This is a genomic window from Streptomyces gottesmaniae, assembly GCF_031845845.1.
GTDB lineage: Bacteria > Actinomycetota > Actinomycetes > Streptomycetales > Streptomycetaceae > Streptomyces > Streptomyces akebiae.
In genome coordinates, this window is sequence record NZ_JAVRFJ010000037.1 from 1 (window position 1) to 16,548 (window position 16,548).

The 16,548-nt window shown below is 68.6% G+C and carries 16 protein-coding genes; 11 read left to right on the forward strand and 5 right to left on the reverse strand.

The window, feature by feature from the left end; genetic code table 11:
- The 3 genes from RM704_RS33305 to RM704_RS33315 all read left to right on the forward strand — a co-directional run.
- Positions 1 to 1,807 (forward strand): ATP-binding SpoIIE family protein phosphatase (locus RM704_RS33305; protein WP_311591751.1); only part of this gene is annotated, 1,807 nt, incomplete at its 5' end.
- 538 nt (positions 1,808 to 2,345) lie between these two features.
- Positions 2,346 to 2,726 carry a hypothetical protein gene (locus tag RM704_RS33310; RefSeq protein WP_033526594.1) on the forward strand — a complete coding sequence of 127 codons (381 nt, stop codon included), beginning with the start codon at positions 2,346 to 2,348 and terminating at the stop codon, positions 2,724 to 2,726.
- Between the two features lie 317 nt (positions 2,727 to 3,043).
- Positions 3,044 to 4,162 (forward strand): substrate-binding domain-containing protein, encoded by a 1,119-nt coding sequence (locus tag RM704_RS33315; protein ID WP_033526593.1) that lies wholly within the window; start codon positions 3,044 to 3,046, stop codon positions 4,160 to 4,162.
- Here RM704_RS33315 and RM704_RS33320 read toward each other — a convergent pair.
- A complete protein-coding gene (locus RM704_RS33320) occupies positions 4,119 to 4,601 on the reverse strand; it encodes a MarR family winged helix-turn-helix transcriptional regulator (protein ID WP_033526553.1) in 483 nt (160 codons plus the stop codon). The two genes, RM704_RS33315 and RM704_RS33320, sit on opposite strands and share 44 nt — an antisense overlap.
- A gap of 404 nt (positions 4,602 to 5,005) precedes the next feature.
- On the opposite strand from RM704_RS33320, the gene urtA reads away from it, so the two are divergent.
- The 5 genes from urtA to urtE all read left to right on the forward strand — a co-directional run bounded on the left by urtA (position 5,006) and on the right by urtE (position 9,854).
- Complete coding sequence (gene urtA / locus RM704_RS33325; protein ID WP_033526552.1) at positions 5,006 to 6,259, forward strand: urea ABC transporter substrate-binding protein; 1,254 nt, start codon at positions 5,006 to 5,008, stop codon at positions 6,257 to 6,259.
- Positions 6,260 to 6,356: 97 nt separating this feature from the next.
- Positions 6,357 to 7,244 carry an urea ABC transporter permease subunit UrtB gene (gene urtB, locus RM704_RS33330; RefSeq protein WP_033526551.1) on the forward strand — a complete coding sequence of 296 codons (888 nt, stop codon included), beginning with the start codon at positions 6,357 to 6,359 and terminating at the stop codon, positions 7,242 to 7,244.
- On the forward strand, positions 7,241 to 8,368 hold the full coding sequence (urtC, locus tag RM704_RS33335) for an urea ABC transporter permease subunit UrtC (RefSeq protein ID WP_033526550.1): 1,128 nt from the start codon (positions 7,241 to 7,243) through the stop codon (positions 8,366 to 8,368). The genes urtB and urtC overlap by 4 nt, the downstream gene beginning before the upstream one ends.
- The gene (gene urtD / locus RM704_RS33340; protein WP_033526549.1) at positions 8,365 to 9,156 is read left to right on the forward strand and encodes an urea ABC transporter ATP-binding protein UrtD; all 792 of its coding nucleotides are present in this window, start codon (positions 8,365 to 8,367) and stop codon (positions 9,154 to 9,156) included. Before urtC ends, urtD begins: the two co-directional genes overlap by 4 nt.
- Positions 9,157 to 9,161: 5 nt before the next feature.
- Positions 9,162 to 9,854 carry an urea ABC transporter ATP-binding subunit UrtE gene (gene urtE / locus RM704_RS33345; RefSeq protein WP_033526548.1) on the forward strand — a complete coding sequence of 231 codons (693 nt, stop codon included), beginning with the start codon at positions 9,162 to 9,164 and terminating at the stop codon, positions 9,852 to 9,854.
- A 285-nt stretch (positions 9,855 to 10,139) separates the two neighbouring features.
- Here the strand turns inward: urtE and RM704_RS33350 are convergent, their stop codons facing one another.
- Complete coding sequence (locus RM704_RS33350; RefSeq protein ID WP_033526547.1) at positions 10,140 to 10,538, reverse strand: hypothetical protein; 399 nt, start codon at positions 10,536 to 10,538, stop codon at positions 10,140 to 10,142.
- 435 nt (positions 10,539 to 10,973) lie between these two features.
- A complete protein-coding gene (locus RM704_RS33355; protein ID WP_033526546.1) occupies positions 10,974 to 11,588 on the reverse strand; it encodes a TetR/AcrR family transcriptional regulator in 615 nt (204 codons plus the stop codon).
- A gap of 112 nt (positions 11,589 to 11,700) precedes the next feature.
- Between RM704_RS33355 and RM704_RS33360 the strand changes: the two genes are divergently transcribed.
- From RM704_RS33360 to RM704_RS33370, 3 genes are all read left to right on the forward strand, one after another.
- Positions 11,701 to 12,003 carry a hypothetical protein gene (locus tag RM704_RS33360; protein WP_052145957.1) on the forward strand — a complete coding sequence of 101 codons (303 nt, stop codon included), beginning with the start codon at positions 11,701 to 11,703 and terminating at the stop codon, positions 12,001 to 12,003.
- Positions 12,004 to 12,085: 82 nt separating this feature from the next.
- Entirely contained in the window at positions 12,086 to 12,730 is a 645-nt protein-coding gene (locus RM704_RS33365; RefSeq protein WP_052145956.1) for an NADPH-dependent FMN reductase, read from the forward strand.
- A gap of 290 nt (positions 12,731 to 13,020) precedes the next feature.
- Complete coding sequence (locus RM704_RS33370; protein WP_033526545.1) at positions 13,021 to 13,296, forward strand: hypothetical protein; 276 nt, start codon at positions 13,021 to 13,023, stop codon at positions 13,294 to 13,296.
- Between the two features lie 374 nt (positions 13,297 to 13,670).
- On the opposite strand, the gene RM704_RS33375 is transcribed toward RM704_RS33370, so the two are convergent.
- Together RM704_RS33375 and RM704_RS33380 are read right to left on the reverse strand one after the other, a co-directional pair.
- Complete coding sequence (locus RM704_RS33375; RefSeq protein ID WP_311591760.1) at positions 13,671 to 14,876, reverse strand: restriction endonuclease; 1,206 nt, start codon at positions 14,874 to 14,876, stop codon at positions 13,671 to 13,673.
- A 613-nt stretch (positions 14,877 to 15,489) separates the two neighbouring features.
- The gene (locus RM704_RS33380; protein WP_052145954.1) at positions 15,490 to 16,527 is read right to left on the reverse strand and encodes a hypothetical protein; all 1,038 of its coding nucleotides are present in this window, start codon (positions 16,525 to 16,527) and stop codon (positions 15,490 to 15,492) included.
- Positions 16,528 to 16,548: the final 21 nt, after the last annotated feature.

Genomic DNA, 16,548 nt, shown 5'->3' on the forward strand with positions numbered 1-16,548 from the left:
CCCACACCCGCCCCCGCAGGCAACCCGGCGAACGACACCCACCCCACCCCCGGACGCCACCGCCGACGCCACCTCCGACGCCTGGCTGCTTCTCATCGGTGAACCCGGGGTCGGCCGACTCGCCGTGCTCGCGCGTCGGCGGCTGGAGCTGCTGCACGACGCCGGAGTCCGCATCGGCACCACGCTCGACGTCACCCGCACCGCGGAGGAGCTCGCCGAGGTGGCCGTCCCCCGCTTCGCCGACTTCGCTGCCGTCGACCTGCCCGTCCCCGTCCTGCTCGGTGACGAGCCGGAGCCCCTCGACCCCGGCACACGGCTGCGCCGGGTCGCGTTGAGCGCCGTACACGAGGAGTCCCATCTGTACGAGGTGGGGGACCCGGTGTGCTACGTCGACTCCACCCCGCAGGCACGCAGCTGGGAGACCGGTCGCTCGGTGCTGGAACCCGTACTGGCGGAGGCGGGCGGCTGGCTCGCCCAGGACCCGCCACGGCTGGAGCGCGCCCTCGCCGCCGGCATCCACTCCCTGATCACCGTGCCGCTGCGGGCACGCGGCGTGACCCTCGGCGTCGTCAGCTTCTACCGCTCCGAGCAGCCGGCCCCGTTCGAGGACGACGACCTGTCGCTGGCCCAGGAACTGGTGGGCCGCGCGGCGATCTGCATCGACAACGCCCGCCGCTACACCCGCGAGCACAACACCGCCCTCGCACTGCAACGCAGCCTGCTGCCGCGCGGACGCCCCGAACAGAGCGCGGTCGAGGTCGCGTACCGCTACCTCCCCGCGCAGGCGGGCGTGGGCGGCGACTGGTTCGACGTCATACCGCTCTCCGGCGCCCGGGTCGCGCTCGTCGTCGGTGACGTCGTCGGTCACGGCCTGCACGCCGCCGCGACCATGGGCCGACTGCGCACCGCCGTCCACAACTTCTGCTCCCTCGACCTGCCCCCGGACGAACTGCTCACCCACCTCGACGACCTCGTCGGCCGCCTCGACCGGGGCGAGGGCTGGGCGGTGGAGAACACCCACGAGGACTCCGGGATCGTCGGCGCGACCTGCCTGTACGCCGTCTACGACCCGGTGTCCCGACGCTGCGCCCTCACCCGTGCGGGGCACCCGCTGCCGGCGGTCGTCGCCCCGGACGGGACGGTGGAGTTCGTCGACCTGCCCTCGGGGCCGCCGCTGGGCCTCGGCGGCATGCCCTTCGAGACCGTGGAACTCGAACTGGCCGAGGGCAGCCAGCTGGTCCTCTACACCGACGGCCTGGTCGAGGACCGGCACCGTGACATCGACACCGGCCTCGACCTGCTCCGCACCGTCCTGGCCCGCCCCGACCGCGCCCCCGAGGACACCTGCGAGGCGGTCCTCGACGCCCTGCTCCCGGCCCGGCCCGGCGACGACGTGGCCCTCCTCGTCGCCCGTACGAACACCCTGGGCCCGGAGCAGGTCGCCCAGTGGGACCTGCCCAGCGACCCGGCGGTCGTCGCCCGCGCCCGGGAGGCCGTCACCGGGCAGCTCGCCGCCTGGGGCCTGCACGAACTGGCCTTCACCACGGAACTGGTGGCCAGCGAACTCGTCACCAACGCCATCCGCCACGCCACCGGCCCGGTCCAACTCCGTCTCCTGCGCGACCGCGCCCTGATCTGCGAGGTCTACGACGGCAGCGGCACCTCACCCCGGCTGCGCCGCGCCCGCACCGAGGACGAGGGCGGCCGAGGCCTCTTCCTCGTGGCCCAGCTCACCGAACGCTGGGGCACGCGCTACACCCCCGACGGCAAGACCATCTGGACCGAACAGCCCCTGCCCGGGCCGTGATGCAGCGCCGGGCGCCGGGCGCCGGGCCGCGGCAGCCCGGGACACCCGCGCCGCTCAGCGGGCACACGAGAATCGCCGAAAGCCCGCAGCCCGCAGTCCACGGCCGGCAACCCGCGCACCCGCCAGTGCCGCGGCGGGCAACGTTCGCCCCGTCGCGACGCCCGGCATGCCTTCTCGCCGCACCGGCCGAAAGCCCAAGTCCCTCCGCTTCCGCGCCTGAAGAACACCCTCCCGACAAGATCGCCGACACCGCACGAAGCCGACACCGCACGAAGCCGACGACTGCCGGCCGGCCGACGGCCGGGGCCGAAGACGCGAAGCCCCTGATGACGGACGGGCAGGGACGGCGGACCGACTAAACTCCCCCGCGAAAAAACCAGCCCACCAAGCCGCCCCCGTAGACCCAACCGCACGAAGCACACGAACGCATGAGGCCCACAAGGCCCACAAGGCCCATAAGGCACACGAGGCACGCGAGGCACCGAATGACGACGCCCCCCACACCCACCGCCCCGACCCTCAGGTGACTCCCGACCGGCTGAACCCAGGCCCCGCCCCAGCCCCCGCCTCCGTCCCCGCCCCATGCCGGGTAACGGTCTGCCGAGACTGCTGCTGCGGCACCCCCAAACTCCCCGGCGTGGACCACGAGGCCCAGACCACCCGCCTCCAGTCCCTCGTCCCGACCCGCGTCTCCGCCTGCCTGGACGCCTGCGACCAAGCCAACGTGATCGTCGTCCAACCCTCGGCGGCAGGCCGCGCCGCGGGCGCCCGCCCCGTGTGGCTGGGCCTGGTCAACGACCCGGACGCCACAGAGGACATAGCCACCTGGGTCCGTTCCGGCGGCCCGGGCATCAGCCCCATGCCCCCCATCCTCGACCTCTACCTCTTCACCCCACCGGCCCGCCGCACGTCTCCCTGACGGCCGACCCGCCCTCACCTCCGCGAAGCCTGCGCGAACGGCCGGGGAGCTGTGCCGCCTCCGTCCGCTTCCCGGGGAGCTGTGCCGCCTCCGTCCGCTTCCCGGGGAGCTGTGCCGCCTCCGCCCGCCTCCCGCGGAGCTGTGCCGCCTCCGCCCGCCTCCCGCGGAGCCGTGCCGCCTCCGCCCGACCTCCCGCGGAGCCGTGCCGCCTCCGCCCGACCTCCGGGGGAGCCGTCGCCTCCCCCGTGATCTCTACGAATCGGTCTCGATCCCGGCCGTCGCTTGGGCCACGGCGGAGGCCGGGCAATCATGTGGCCATGCACCGGCCACTCAGCCTTCACACCCCCGCATGGGTCACGGCCGACGACTCGACCCTGAACGTCGCGCTCGTGTACCCGATGCAGGGGCCTGCCGGGATCTTCGGCCCCGCCTGTGAGGCATGCGCGCGGCTGGCCGCCGAGGAGATCAACAAGGCCGGCGGGGTACTCGGCAAGGAGCTGAGGCTGTTGGAGGTCGACGGCGGTGCCGAACCGGAGCAGGTCGCCGCCGAGGTGGGGGCCCTGGTCGCGACCGGCGCGGTGCACGGTGTCACCGGCTGGCACATCTCCTCGGTCAGGCAGGCCGTGGCGCCGCGCGTCGCGGACCGGGTGCCGTACGTCTACACCGCTCTCTACGAGGGCGGGGAGCGCACCGACGGCGTCTTCATGACCAGCGAGACGCCCGACTGGCAACTGCTGCCCGCCATGCGGGTGCTGGCCGAGACACGGCGGGTGCGGCGATGGTTCGTCGTCGGCAACAACTACGTCTGGCCCCGGCGCACCGCCCGGGCCGCCCGCCGTTACGCCCGCGTGTGCGGGGGCGGGCGGGTCTGCGGCGAGGAATACCTCCCGCTGGGCACCGGAGACTTCCGTGACGTGTTGCGGCGCATCGAGCACACGGACGCGGACGGTGTGCTGATGCTCCTGGTCGGCAGTGACGCCGTCCGCTTCAACCGGGCCTTCGCCGCGTCCGGCCTCGACCAGCGGTGTCTCAGGCTGAGCACGCTGATGGACGAGAACATGCTGATGGCCAGCGGACCGGAGGCGACCGGCGACCTGTACAGCACCGCCGGGTTCTTCGCCTCACTGGCCAATCAGGACACGCTGGACTTCCACGGTCAGTACGCCGGCCGGTTCGGTGTCGAGGCCCCGGCCCCCGGCAGTCTCGGCGAGTCCTGCTACGAGGGTGTGCTGCTGCTCGCCTCACTCATCGAACGGGCCCGCACCCTGGACGTGTCGGCGATCTCGGCCGCCGCCGAGACCGTCTCCTACGAGGGTCCGCGCGGCCTGCTCCACCTCCAGGACCGGCATGTCCGCCAGCGCATCTACCTCGCCGAGGCGGACGGACTCGACTTCAACGTGCTCGCCCAACTGCGCGCTCCCCACGACCTGTGGTGACCTTGACCGGGCCGGCGGTGTCCCCGCCCTCCAGCGCCTCGGCCAGCCGGACGAGCGGACCGTTCAGCTCCCCGTCCGGGAGCAACTGCTCCAACTCTCCCCAGTCGGCCCGCACTTCACGGACGAGCAACTGCCAACGCCGCACGCCCCGCGGGGTGAGGTGGGCCAGGACGCGGCGTCGGTCGGCGGGGTCGACGCGGCGGTAGACCAGGTTCTGGTCGACGAGTTGGTCGACGAGCTTGGTGAGGCTCGGCGCCGGCAGGAAGGCGTGGTCGGCGAGGGACGTCATGTGGTGGCCCTGCCCGTCGGAGAGCAGGTCGAGCACCCGCCATGCCTCCACCGAGCAGTCGAACTCATCGAGTACGGACTGGAGTCGGCGCACGGCGAGACGTTCGGCCCGTGTCAGCAGGTAGAGCAGTTCCTGGGGCCGTGTCGCCATCGTGCTCCTCCACTCGCGCTCCTCGGCTGGCGCCCGAGCCTACCGCCGATCACCCGGCCCTTGACAAGGGGAACAAGGGAAACCAGCTCTTTCCACAGGAAGCATTAATTGCCGCTTCCATGACGCCGCCGACCCAACTTCCGCAGCAGCGGCCCCTTTTGTTTCATCCGCTATTTTACTTCCGCTGGAAACTATCCTTCAATTGCTCCGAAACGCAGTGGAAACAGTTCCGGCGCAGGCTGTGGTCGCACTTCAGCGACCAGCCCGGACGTCACCCCGGAACGGCTGGGGACCCGTGCGTCAACGCCGCCGCTCTGAAGCGCGTCACATTCATTCCCTCCCGATGCTCCTCTGTGGAGCTCTTCCGCTCTTTCACATCGCCCCACGGGGCATGGAGGTTTTGTATGTCCGGGCTCAGCATCAGCAGACGCGGTCTCCTGGCCGGTATTTCGGCGGCCGGTGCGTCCGCCGCCCTCAGCGCGTGCGGCGCCAAGACGGGCGACAGCACGTCCGCCGATTCCGGCGCCAAGGCGGACACGTCCGGCGACACGGTCAAGGTCGGTCTGCTGAACTCGCTGTCGGGCACCATGGCGATCAGTGAGGTGACCGTCCACAACGCGCTGCTGCTCGCGGTCAAGGAGATCAACGCCGCCGGCGGTGTGCTGGGCAAGAAGCTGAAGCCCATCAGCCAGGACGGCGCCTCCGACTGGCCGACCTTCGCCGAGAAGGCCGAGGCCCTGATCACCGACGACAAGGTGGTGGCCACCTTCGGCTGCTGGACCTCCGCCAGCCGCAAGGCCGTCAAGCCGGTCTTCGAGCGGTACAAGTCGCTGCTGTTCTACCCCGTGCAGTACGAGGGTCTGGAGCAGTCGCCGTACATCTTCTACATCGGCGCGACCACCAACCAGCAGATCGTCCCGGCCCTCGACTACCTCAAGAAGCAGGGCCTGACCAAGCTGTACCTCGTCGGCAGCGACTACGTCTTCCCACGCACCGCCAACAAGATCATCAAGGCGTATGCGAAGGCCAACGGCATGGAGGTCGTCGGCGAGGACTACGCGCCGCTGGGCTCCACCGAGTTCGGCACCATCACCAACAAGGTCAAGGACTCCGGCGCGGACGCGGTGTTCAACACCCTCAACGGTGACAGCAACGTGGCCTTCTTCAAGGAGTACAAGTCCGCGGGCCTGACCGCGAAGAGCCTGCCGGTTCTCTCCGTCTCCATCGCGGAGGAGGAGGTCAAGAGCATCGGCACCCAGTACCTGGAAGGCCAGCTGACCGCCTGGAACTACTACCAGACCACCCCGGGCGCCGCGAACACCGAGTTCGTGGCGGCGTACCAGGCCGCGTACGGCAAGGACAAGCCGACCTCCGACCCGATGGAGGCCGCCTACATCTCCGTCTACCTGTGGAAGGAGATGGTCGAGAAGGCCGGCTCCTTCGACGTGGCGAAGGTGAAGGCCGCCTCGGACGGCATCGAACTCGACGCCCCCGAGGGCAAGGTCACCGTCGACGGTGCCACCCAGCACGTCCACAAGACCGCCCGGATCGGCAAGGTCGGTGCGGACGGGCTGATCACCGAGGTGTGGAACTCCGGCAAGCCGGTCAAGCCGGACCCCTACCTCAAGGGCTACTCCTGGGCCTCCGGCCTCTCCTGAGCCGCGCCCTCACCGGTGAGAACCCGGCCCCGCCACGGGGCCGGGTCACGCCCATGGCGCACACCCGCACCTCCGTCCCCGACCCGGAGCCGACCTCATGACGGTCATCCTCAACCAGTCCTTCACCGGCATCAGCATCGGTGCCGTCCTCCTGCTCATCGCGCTCGGCCTGACCCTGACCTTCGGTCAGATGGGCGTGATCAACATGGCGCACGGCGAGTTCATCATGGCCGGCGCCTACACGACGTACGTCCTGCAGAAGTCCATCAGCGGCGCGGGTCTCTCGCTGCTCGTCGCCCTGCCGGTCGCCTTCCTCGTCGCGGGCGCCATGGGCGCGCTGCTGGAGTGGCTGCTGATCCGGCGCCTGTACACGCGCCCGCTGGACACCCTGCTGGTCACCTGGGGCGTCTCCCTGATGCTCCAGCAACTCGCCCGGGACGTCTTCGGCGCCCCCAATGTGCAGACCGCGGCCCCCGACCTGCTCACCGGCAACATCTCCCTGGGCGGGGGCATGACCTTCGCCAACAGCCGGCTGTTCATCCTCGCTCTCGCCCTGCTGAGCGTCGTCGCCCTCACGCTGATCCTGAAGCTCACCCCACTGGGCCGTCGTATCCGGGCGGTCGTGCAGAACCGGGACCTCGCCGAGGTGTCCGGCATCGCCACCGGCCAGGTCGACCGCGTCACCTTCTTCATCGGCTCCGGCCTCGCGGGCGTGGCCGGCGTCGCGCTCACCCTGGTCGGTCCGATCGGCCCGACGATGGGCACCAACTACATCGTCGACGCCTTCCTCGTCGTGGTCGTCGGCGGCATCGGGCAGTTGAAGGGCAGCGTCATCACGGCCTTCGCGCTGGGTGTGCTCCAGTCGGTGCTGGAGTACTCGACGACGCTGAGCGTCGCGAAGGTCATCGTGCTCGTGGCGATCGTCGCCTTCCTCCAGTGGCGACCCCAGGGCCTGTACACACTGCGCACCCGGAGCCTGGCATGACGACAACGACGCCTCCCGTCGCCACACCCCCCGTCACGACGCCCCCCGTGCCCCTGCTGGAACGCCTCCGCGTGCCCGGCGGATTCGTCCTGGGCGCCGTCCTCCTCCTCGGCGTCGCCCCCCTCGCGCTCTCCGACTTCCGGCTCTCGCTCCTCGCGAAGTACCTGTGCTACGCGATCGTGGCCGTCGGCGTCAGCCTGGCCTGGGGCCGGGGCGGGCTCATGGTGCTCGGCCAGGGCGTCTTCTTCGGCCTCGGCGGCTATGCCATGGCCATGCACCTCAAGCTCACCGACGCCGCCGCCACCGGCGAGACACTCCCCGACTTCATGTTGCTCTACGGCACCGGAGACACCCTGCCCTGGTGGTGGAAGCCCTTCGCCAACCCGGCGTTCGCGCTCGCCATGACCGTACTGCTGCCGATGGCGGTCGCCGCGGTACTCGGCTTCTTCGTCTTCCGACGCCGGGTGAAGGGCGCCTACTTCGCGATCCTCAGCCAGGCGCTGGCCGCCGCCCTGTCGATCTGGCTGATCGGCCAGCAGGCCACCACCGGCGGCACCAACGGCCTCACCGACATCCAGGGCTTCTTCGGCTACTCGCTGGACGACCCCGTCAACCAGCGGATGGTGTACTTCGTCATCGCGGCGGCCCTGCTCCTGCTGATGGCTCTGGCCCGCCAACTGTTCGTCAGCCGCTACGGCGAACTCCTCATCGCCGTACGGGACTCCGAGGAGCGGGTGCGCTTCCTCGGCTACGACCCGGCCAACGCCAAGCTCGTCGCGTACGTCGTCGCGGCCGGCATGGCGGGGCTCGCGGGCGCCCTGTTCGTCCCGGCCGTCGGCATCATCTCCCCGGCGCTGATCGGGATCGTGCCGTCCATCGGTTTCGTCATCGGCGCGGCGGTCGGCGGGCGGGCCTCGCTGGTGGGCGCGGTGCTCGGCGCGGTCGCCGTGGCCTGGGCACAGAGCACGCTCTCGGACGAGTTCCCCGCGGCGTGGACGTACCTCCAGGGCCTGCTGTTCGTCCTGGCGGTCGGCTTCCTGCCCGGCGGCCTCGCCTCCCTCGGCGTCGTCCTGCGCAGACGCCGCACCCGTACCGGTACTCCTGCGACTGGAGAGACAGCATGAGCGGCGAGGGACTGACCGTCCGCGACCTGCGGGTCACCTTCGACGGGTTCACCGCCGTCGACGGCGTCGACCTGGACATCCACCCCGGCGACCTCCGCTTCCTCATCGGCCCCAACGGTGCCGGCAAGACCACCCTGGTCGACGCGGTCACCGGCCTGGTGAAGGCCACCGGATCGGTTCGCTTCGGCGACCAGGACCTGCTCGGCAAGCCCGTGCAGAAGATCGCACGGCTGGGCATAGGCCGTACCTTCCAGACCGCCACCGTCTTCGAGGAACTGACCGTCCTGCAGAACCTCGACATCGCCGCCGGCGCCGGTCGGGGCGTGTGGACGATGCTGCGGCGCCGCAAGGGCATCCCCGCGCCGGTCGCGAAGGCCCTGGAGACCACCGGACTCACCGAGCTGCGCGACCGCCCGGCCGGTGTCCTCGCCCACGGCCAGAAGCAGTGGCTGGAGATCGGCATGCTGCTCGTCCAGGACGTGAGACTCCTCCTCCTCGACGAACCCGTCGCCGGCATGAGCCACGACGAACGCGAGGCCACCGGCCGGCTCCTGCAACGGGTCAGCGAGGACCACACGGTCGTCGTCATCGAGCACGACATGGACTTCATGCGCTCCTTCGCCCGCAGCGTCAGCGTCCTGCACGCCGGAAAGGTCCTCAGCGAGGGCACGGTCGCCGAGGTCCAGGCCGACCCCCGCGTCCAGGAGGTCTACCTCGGACGCGCCGTGGAACCCTCGGCATCCGAGCCCGCACCCGCCACCGCCGTGGCCGTCGCCGAGGAGGCGTGAGACCCATGCTGGAACTGAGCAACGTCCAGGCCGGATACGACCGCACCACCGTCCTGCACGGCGTCACGGTCTCGGTCCCGAAGGACGGCGTCGCCACCGTCCTCGGCCACAACGGCGCCGGAAAGAGCACCCTGCTGCGCGCCGCCATGGGCCTGATCACACCGCGAAGCGGCACCATCCTGCTCGACGGCGAGGACATCACCCGCCTCGCCCCCCACCAGCGCGTCGCCCGCGGCATGGCCTACGTCCCCCAGGGCCAGCAGTCCTTCCCCCACCTGACCACCGCCGAGAACCTCCAACTCGTCGCCGACGGCCGCGCGGACGGCAAGGAGGCGATCGCCGAGGCCCTGGACCTCTTCCCCGTACTGCGTGAACTCTCCGGCCGCCGCGCCGGCCTGCTCTCCGGCGGCCAACGCCAGCAACTCGCCATCGCCCGCGCCCTCATCACCCACCCGAGACTCCTCCTCCTCGACGAACCCACCGAGGGCATCCAGCCGTCCGTAGTCGCCGAGATCGAGGAGACGATCCTCGCCCTGACCCGGCGCGGCGGCCTCTCCGTCCTCCTCGTCGAACAACACGTCGGCTTCGCCATGCGCGCGGCCCAGCACTACTACGTCCTGGAAGCGGGCCGCGTGACCTCCTCGGGCGAGGGCGGATCGGCCGCCGAACAGACCGTACGGGCCGCACTGAGCGTGTGAGCCCCGGCTCGGGGCCACCACTCAGCCGCCGCACCGGGCGCATCGGCCGCAGACCATCAGCGACCCGAGGCGCCCGGCTGCGGCACGGTCGGCTTCTCGATGCTGCCCACCCCTCCGTCAGTCGCCTTCGATCGAGAGAGCACGGCGGGGTGGGGATGAGCAGGGGGATTCTGAGTCTGTGGTCGGCGTCGACAAGCCGACGGGCCAGGAGGCACGCGAAGCCTGGAGCTCAGAGGCGTACTCGATCCTCGTAGGCGTAGCGCAGACCTACCACGCAGTGATCACTTACAAGGAGTTGGCGGAGGAGATCCAGAGCAGGACCGGCATCCGGACAAGACTCTTCTGCCCAACTGGCTCGGTCCGATTTTGGGCCGGGTGGTGCGCGAAGCCCACCGCCGTGGCGATCCCCCACTGACGGCTCTGGTGGTTTATACAGACGACGGCAAGGTGGGCAGCGGCTACAAGGAAGTTCTGGCGGTCGCCGGAGAGCCGCCGGTAGATGACGAGATGGAACGCGAGCATCACGCTGCCGACGCCCGCCTGGCTTGCTACCGCCACTTCGGGGCGGCCATGCCGCCTGACGGTGGTGTGCCGGCCCTCGCCCCCAGACTTCAAGGAGCCGTCGAGCGTCGGCGCGAGCGCACCGAAAAGCCCGCCCGGATCTGTGAGGGCTGCTTCGTTCAACTGCCTTCGACAGGCATGTGCGATGCGTGCGGTTAGTCAGTCCGCGACTGCTTGGTCCCGAAGCGACTCGGAAGGGTCCTTGCCCCAGGGCCCGTCTGCCTCTCACCTGCGCTGATGGTCCGCAGACGTCCGTAGCTGTCCGCGGTTGTCCGTCGGCGTCGTCACGCGGTCAGACACGCACCGCTCAACGGCCGGCACTTACAACGCCGCTGTCAGTGCCGGCCTTTAGGGTTTCAAGCGCGCGGTCGGCTGCCGGGGGTTCCAGCTCTGAAGGGAATGGTTGCATCCCCGGCCTGTCTGGGGGCGGCCTGGAAAATCCTCCGGGACCTAACCGACGGTCGGGCTTCGTCGATGGCCAGCAGACGACCTGCCAGCGCCGACCGCGCACCACTCCTTGCGTGAGCGACACCTGATCCGTACTTCTGGACGGTTCGGTCACCGGCACAGGCCGCGCTCGGCGGTCGTCACCAGGAGGTCGGCGACCTCGTCGACGGGGGCACCGCGGCCCGTGTACAGCAGGTCGAAGCTGTCGAAGCCGGTCAGTAGCCAGAGCACGTCGGTGGCCCGGTCGACGGTGGTGTCCGGGCGCAGCAGGTCCTGCTCGGCCAGGCGTCCCGCGAGGTGGGCCATGCCGGACGCCCGGCCCTGTTCCATCCGCTCGACCGCCCCGCCGACGGCGGCGGAGTCCAACAGGGCCATGGAGGACAGCACGCGGAGCACGTCCCGGTGGGCCGCGTACATCTCGACCACCCCGCGGATGCCGCCGCGCAGGGCCTCGCGGGCATCGGGATGGTCCGACTTCTCGATCATCGACTCGAAACCGCCGCGCTGCAGCAGGTCCGCCCCGACGGCGTCGAACAGGCCCGCGCGCGAGCCGAAGACCAGGTACACGGTGGGCCGCGCGACCTTCGCCGCCTGGGCGATCCGGTCGATGCTGACCGGCTTGGACGGCGCGGCTCGGAGTTGGTCGTAGACCGCGTCGAGGATGCGACGTCGGGTCTCCTGTGCCGCCTCGGCGCGCTGGCGCTGCTCGTACTTCCGGGTTGGCATGGCACCATCCTAGTTCACTTGACAGTATGTCTTCTGAAAGACAGAGTGTTGTGTGAAAGCGGCGCACGCAAGAGTCCACGACGGCGCCCGGCCTGTGGGATGAGGGAGAAGAGTGACCGCGCAAGTGATGATCCGGTGGAAGCTCGGCCCCGACGCGCTGGAGCGCCACGAGGGGATGCTCCGGACCGTGTATGAGGAACTGGACTCGGCCCGGCCGCAGGGCCTGCGCTACGACACGTATCAGCTCGACGACAAGGTCACCTTCGTGTCCTTTGTCGAGATGGCGGACGGCCCGGACGTGCTCGGGGGCCTGAACGCCTTCCAGTACTACCGGGCGGCCCTCGACGCCCTGTGCGTGGAGCCTCCGGAGGTCATCGTGCTCCACCGCGCCGGTGAGTACGCGTCGCCGAGTTGACCGGCGGCCCCCGCGACACCGAGCGACATCGAGACAGCCCCAGGCGATGACAAGACACCGTTTACAGAGAGGCGGTATCACCATGACCGCATGGGCCGCGCGGACCCCGCTCAAGGTCGCGATCATCGTCGGCACCACCCGTCCCGGCCGCAAGGCCGACACCGTGGCCCACTGGGTGCACGACATGGCCGTGAAGCGCGAGGACGCGGCCTACGAGGTCGTGGACATCGCCGAGTTCGCCCTGCCCCACCTCAACGAACCCATGCCGGCCCTCACCGGTGAGTACTCCCAGCCGCACACCCGTGCGTGGGCGGACAAGGTGGGCTCCTTCGACGCGTACGTCTTCGTGACGCCGGAGTACAACGCCTCCATCCCCGGCGTGCTCAAGAACGCCATCGACTACCTGGGCGCCGAGTGGGGCGGCAAGGCCGTCGGCTTCGTCGGCTACGGCATGGAGGGCGGCGTGCGCGCCGTCGCCCACCTGCGGGTCGTCCTCGGTGACCTGAAGGTCAGCGACGTGCAGCCGGCCGTCGAACTGACCCTCCCCGAGGACTTCGAGAACTTCTCCGTGTTCACGCCGCGCGAGTCCCAGGAGAAGCAGGTGCTTGCCGTACTCGACGCGCTGCTGCCGGAGGCCGCTCGTCTGAGGGCCGAGCCCCCGACGACAGCGAAGAGGAGAACAACAGGAGGATCGAGAGAACCATGGGTTGACGTCGACGTTCCGTAACCCATCGGCCGGGCGCTACAGTCACCGATCATGCGAAAGGCCGGAAGGCGTGTAGCGCCCTTCATGCTCCTAACACTTGTGGCCGGTTGCGGCACAAAGAGCACGACGACGAAAACTGGCGGCGTCACGACGACCGTTGTGCAGGATAGTCAGTGGGTAACGGCACTGATATTTTCCAGCTGTCCTGGTTAGTAGCGGTCTGGCAGCTTGGACGGCTCACTACTTCACGGCCCGTGCCGAGAAGACGCGACAGGCACACGCTGAGAAGCAGGAAGACTCCAAGCGGCGTCATGAAGCAACGACTCGCCGAGGAACAGCGAGTACGAGAGCAGGTAATCGCTACGGCGACGGCCATCTCAAACATGCTGCATGACTTCCGTGCGAAGGCAGGCGAGGCGGCCGATGCGTTGAACGTCCAAGCAGCGGACTTGTACGACGAGTGCGACAAAATTGTGCGTAAGCACCACGATGAAGCGTTGCCGGTCATCGAAGTCATGCCGGACTTCGATCTGAGACAGAGGGCCAACAAGTGTTCGAGGTCCATGGGGGCTGGGCAGCCCAGATGACGGCAGCCATCGTGAATGGCGCCCCACAACCTGACGCTGGCGGGTTGGATGACAGTCGCGAGCGGTTCTACCGGCACGCTCGAACGGTCATCAAGGACGCCGCAGCTTGACCCACACGCTACTCACACGCGAACAGTGCGCGACGACGAAAAAAAACGGGACCCAGTGAGACTGGGTCCCGCTCCCTCATGTCGGCATCCGCCCTGGTCAGCGCGTGATTTCTGCTGTTCCTAGGCAAGTGCCCCCGGCAGGATTCGAACCTGCGCACACGGCTCCGGAGGCCCCGTGAGCTAGCGGTATAGCGGCAGTTCAACGGCCTGTGGTGGGTGGGACGAGACTGCCCAGTCCACGAATAGCCCACGTCACCTGGGCGCCTACTCCAGCAGGATTTCCTCCGGCCGGCGGTTAGTGACCGCGGTTTCGCGGACCCGCAGTATGTGCTCGATGCAGGCTTCTAGGTCTCCACCATGATCGTCCCGGGCCATGCTCCTGAGCTCCCGCGCCAGGTCCAGCCCGTTGACGAGAACGATCGGGTATTGGTCCTCGACCATCTCGGTCTGCGCCGGTACGGAGTACGCCCCGGTCGTGACGTAGACGCCGATCCAGCCGCGGCGGAGACGAGCCACGACACGAGCGATCTGGTCGGCGGAAACCACGTGGTCGAGCCGGACGCACTTCGCCTGACCGAGGACGACGAGGCTGGTGCCAGCCAGTCCGCTGCCGATGTCGAGCCTTCCGACGAAGTCAGCCCCTCCATCGCCGGACCGCTGGGTCAGCCACCCTTCGACATAACTCTTCCCGGCACCACGCAGAACGCGCGCTGCGACCGCGGAGGCCACGGCCTCGAAGTCATGCTTGCGCCCGTCAAAGTACTTGTAGATCAGCTCCAGGTCCTTAGCCTCGGACGTTCCCGGCTTCGGCCGCTGCTCAGGCACTTTGGTCACCTTGGCCCGTGCAACCCGCCGGCGGAGCCGCGGAAGCTCCGAGCTGCCGTTCTTGACCCACTCGCGCCACGCCCGCGGAGCCAGTGCGAGTGTCTCTGCGTCGCACAGATCCGTGTTCCTGCGGGAGTCGATCCACTCCCAAGAGACCTTGTCATCCTCGTCGGTGAGGTCGAGCAGGGCGATGTCGTACACATAGTTGGTAAATGTGGTGTGGTCACTGCCGCCCCACTGCACCAGCCGCTCGGCCCGTTCGATGATGCCCAGTCCGCAGAACTCGACGTGCCCCTTGACTTTCCCGCTGCGTGACACCGCTCGGAAGAGCAACAGGGGGACGGCGCCGGCTCGCTCCTCAGGCGTGTGCCCCTGGTGCCCCACGAAGGCATCGAGCAGGGCGGCATTCCCGATGGTCTTGCCCGGCTCGACGGTTGTGGTGGCCTTGTGGTCACCGAAGTAGCGGACGTGCCCGTTGTCCATGTCGAACACGTCGTGCCAGGGCGTCTGTTCGGAACCGGCCTTCCAGGGGCTTGACCGCACAAGGATCACCGGCCGCCGTTCCCCGCTCGGAGCGGCTACCTTCCGCATGCCGTTGATGCCAGCCTCCAGCAGAGCTCGTGGCAGGCCGGGGGAATGGGTCACATGATGGAAGTTGGGGTACCCCTCCAGCTCGGCAGGCCCTGGATCCTTCCCAGTGGCGTACCGATAGACCTGGCCAGCGCGCAACTGCCCACCCATGCATCCCCCTGTAACGACTCCCGGATGACAAGTCTGAGGTAGCGAAGGTAGCGGTTCCCACCGACAACGAGACGAGCTGGATGGGGAGATGAGGGACAAGCTGACGGTGCTGCGGGGCCGTCACGTGGTACGACACCCGCTGTACCAGGTCCTGAATCTTCGCCGGATCACGAGGTGGCGGGCCTGAAGCCACGACCTCTTCGTCCCGAACTCTCGGCTCCGAGGTCATTGTGGTCAGGTGAGCTGGTCAATGGGTCGTTGTGGGGCGTTGGCGGTCGCCTGCGGTCACAGGGTTGCTGTACTTCGCTGCTGTACTGCAGCGGTTCCGGAGGGCCCGCGTGCATCAGCCCTCCAAGCAGAAGTTCAGCGGTGTGTCAGCAGATTTACAGCGGGCTCCGCGCATAACTGGTGAGCTGCAGTTGTGCCTGCAATTGAGGTTGTTGGGGGACGCCCGGGGGATGTCCACTCAGCGAGCGAGCGCAGTAGGCCGTCTGTCGTCGTGGCCGTCGCAAGGCAGTCATGAGGCCATGCGTCCCGTATGACGAAGGACAAGGGAGATAGCAGAGACAAGCCGCACGAAGAGATAGTCGATAGCGGCGTCCGTAGGAACGTCCTCCTTGTCGTGCTCGTGATGCCGGATGGTGAAACCGTTGCCGATCCCCGTCAGAGTCTTGAACTCTGCTTCCAGCAGCTCGCGGAACGGCTCAGAGCCGGAGGCGGCGCGTGTGAGCAGTTGACTGACTGATGACTTTTTGAGGGAGCCGCCGCCAAGTTCCAGCGTCTTGAGCCGTTCGAAAGCATCCCAGAGCTTCTCAAGAGCGTCCCGCCGGTCGGCCGAATCTCTGGAGAGGAAGCGCTCCATGGCGTCCTTGAGCTTGTTGTCTAGCTGGGGGTCGCCGGTCGAGGGTCTGAAATCGGAGATCAACGGAAGCGCCTCAGGCGGTCCGAGGCGCCGGACGCGCATATCGTCACCGAGCGTGTATGCGATGCCGTTCCTTGCGAACAACAGATCGATGTCATGTCGCCACTGATCCTGTCCTGGCGTTAGCTCGGTGTCATAGAAATGGTCGTGCTGCTGGAAGGAGTAGTGGGTGTGATCAAAGTTCCAGTTATGGGACGAACGGCGGGTCGGCTGGTCGATGTGGAGGGCAACGAAGTCAATGAGGTCCAGTGTGGTAGCCGTGTCCGGCACCTTGTCGGGATCCAGCGGGGATCTCGGGGGCTGCGCCACGTGGGACGCTTCGGAGGGCCAGCCGGAAGCAGTCTCCGCGTGCTTGCCATCCTGACCCGGATCAGGTGCCACGGGGGGTTCGACCAGGTCAGGAACATGGGCTGTGAGGGAACGGAGGAACTTCTCCTCGTCCGTGCCGGTGACAGTGTTGCGGCCGGGGTCGTCAGGGCAGGCGTACAGAGGAAAGGCTCGCGCGAGTGAGCCGTCGTTGATGCGCTGCTGGATCAGTGCGGTCAGTCCAGCCCACGCTTCGGCGGAGATGGTCTCGCTGACGCGTGCCTTACCAAGTCCCGCACGGTCGGAGTAGAAGGCGCTCTCGGTCACGCAACTTAGCCTGGCAGGGGA

What these genes read in the sequence shown, in the direction of transcription:
- RM704_RS33320 (WP_033526553.1), bottom strand. Translation starts at nt 4,601, where the DNA reads ATGGCGACACGGCCCCAGGAACTGCTCTACCTGCTGACACGGGCCGAA.
- urtB (WP_033526551.1), top strand. Translation starts at nt 6,357, where the DNA reads ATGACGGTCATCCTCAACCAGTCCTTCACCGGCATCAGCATCGGTGCC.
- RM704_RS33365 (WP_052145956.1), top strand. Translation starts at nt 12,086, where the DNA reads ATGACCGCATGGGCCGCGCGGACCCCGCTCAAGGTCGCGATCATCGTC.
- RM704_RS33370 (WP_033526545.1), top strand. Translation starts at nt 13,021, where the DNA reads ATGAAGCAACGACTCGCCGAGGAACAGCGAGTACGAGAGCAGGTAATC.
- RM704_RS33315 (WP_033526593.1), top strand. Translation starts at nt 3,044, where the DNA reads ATGCACCGGCCACTCAGCCTTCACACCCCCGCATGGGTCACGGCCGAC.
- urtE (WP_033526548.1), top strand. Translation starts at nt 9,162, where the DNA reads ATGCTGGAACTGAGCAACGTCCAGGCCGGATACGACCGCACCACCGTC.
- urtD (WP_033526549.1), top strand. Translation starts at nt 8,365, where the DNA reads ATGAGCGGCGAGGGACTGACCGTCCGCGACCTGCGGGTCACCTTCGAC.
- urtC (WP_033526550.1), top strand. Translation starts at nt 7,241, where the DNA reads ATGACGACAACGACGCCTCCCGTCGCCACACCCCCCGTCACGACGCCC.
- urtA (WP_033526552.1), top strand. Translation starts at nt 5,006, where the DNA reads ATGTCCGGGCTCAGCATCAGCAGACGCGGTCTCCTGGCCGGTATTTCG.
- RM704_RS33355 (WP_033526546.1), bottom strand. Translation starts at nt 11,588, where the DNA reads ATGCCAACCCGGAAGTACGAGCAGCGCCAGCGCGCCGAGGCGGCACAG.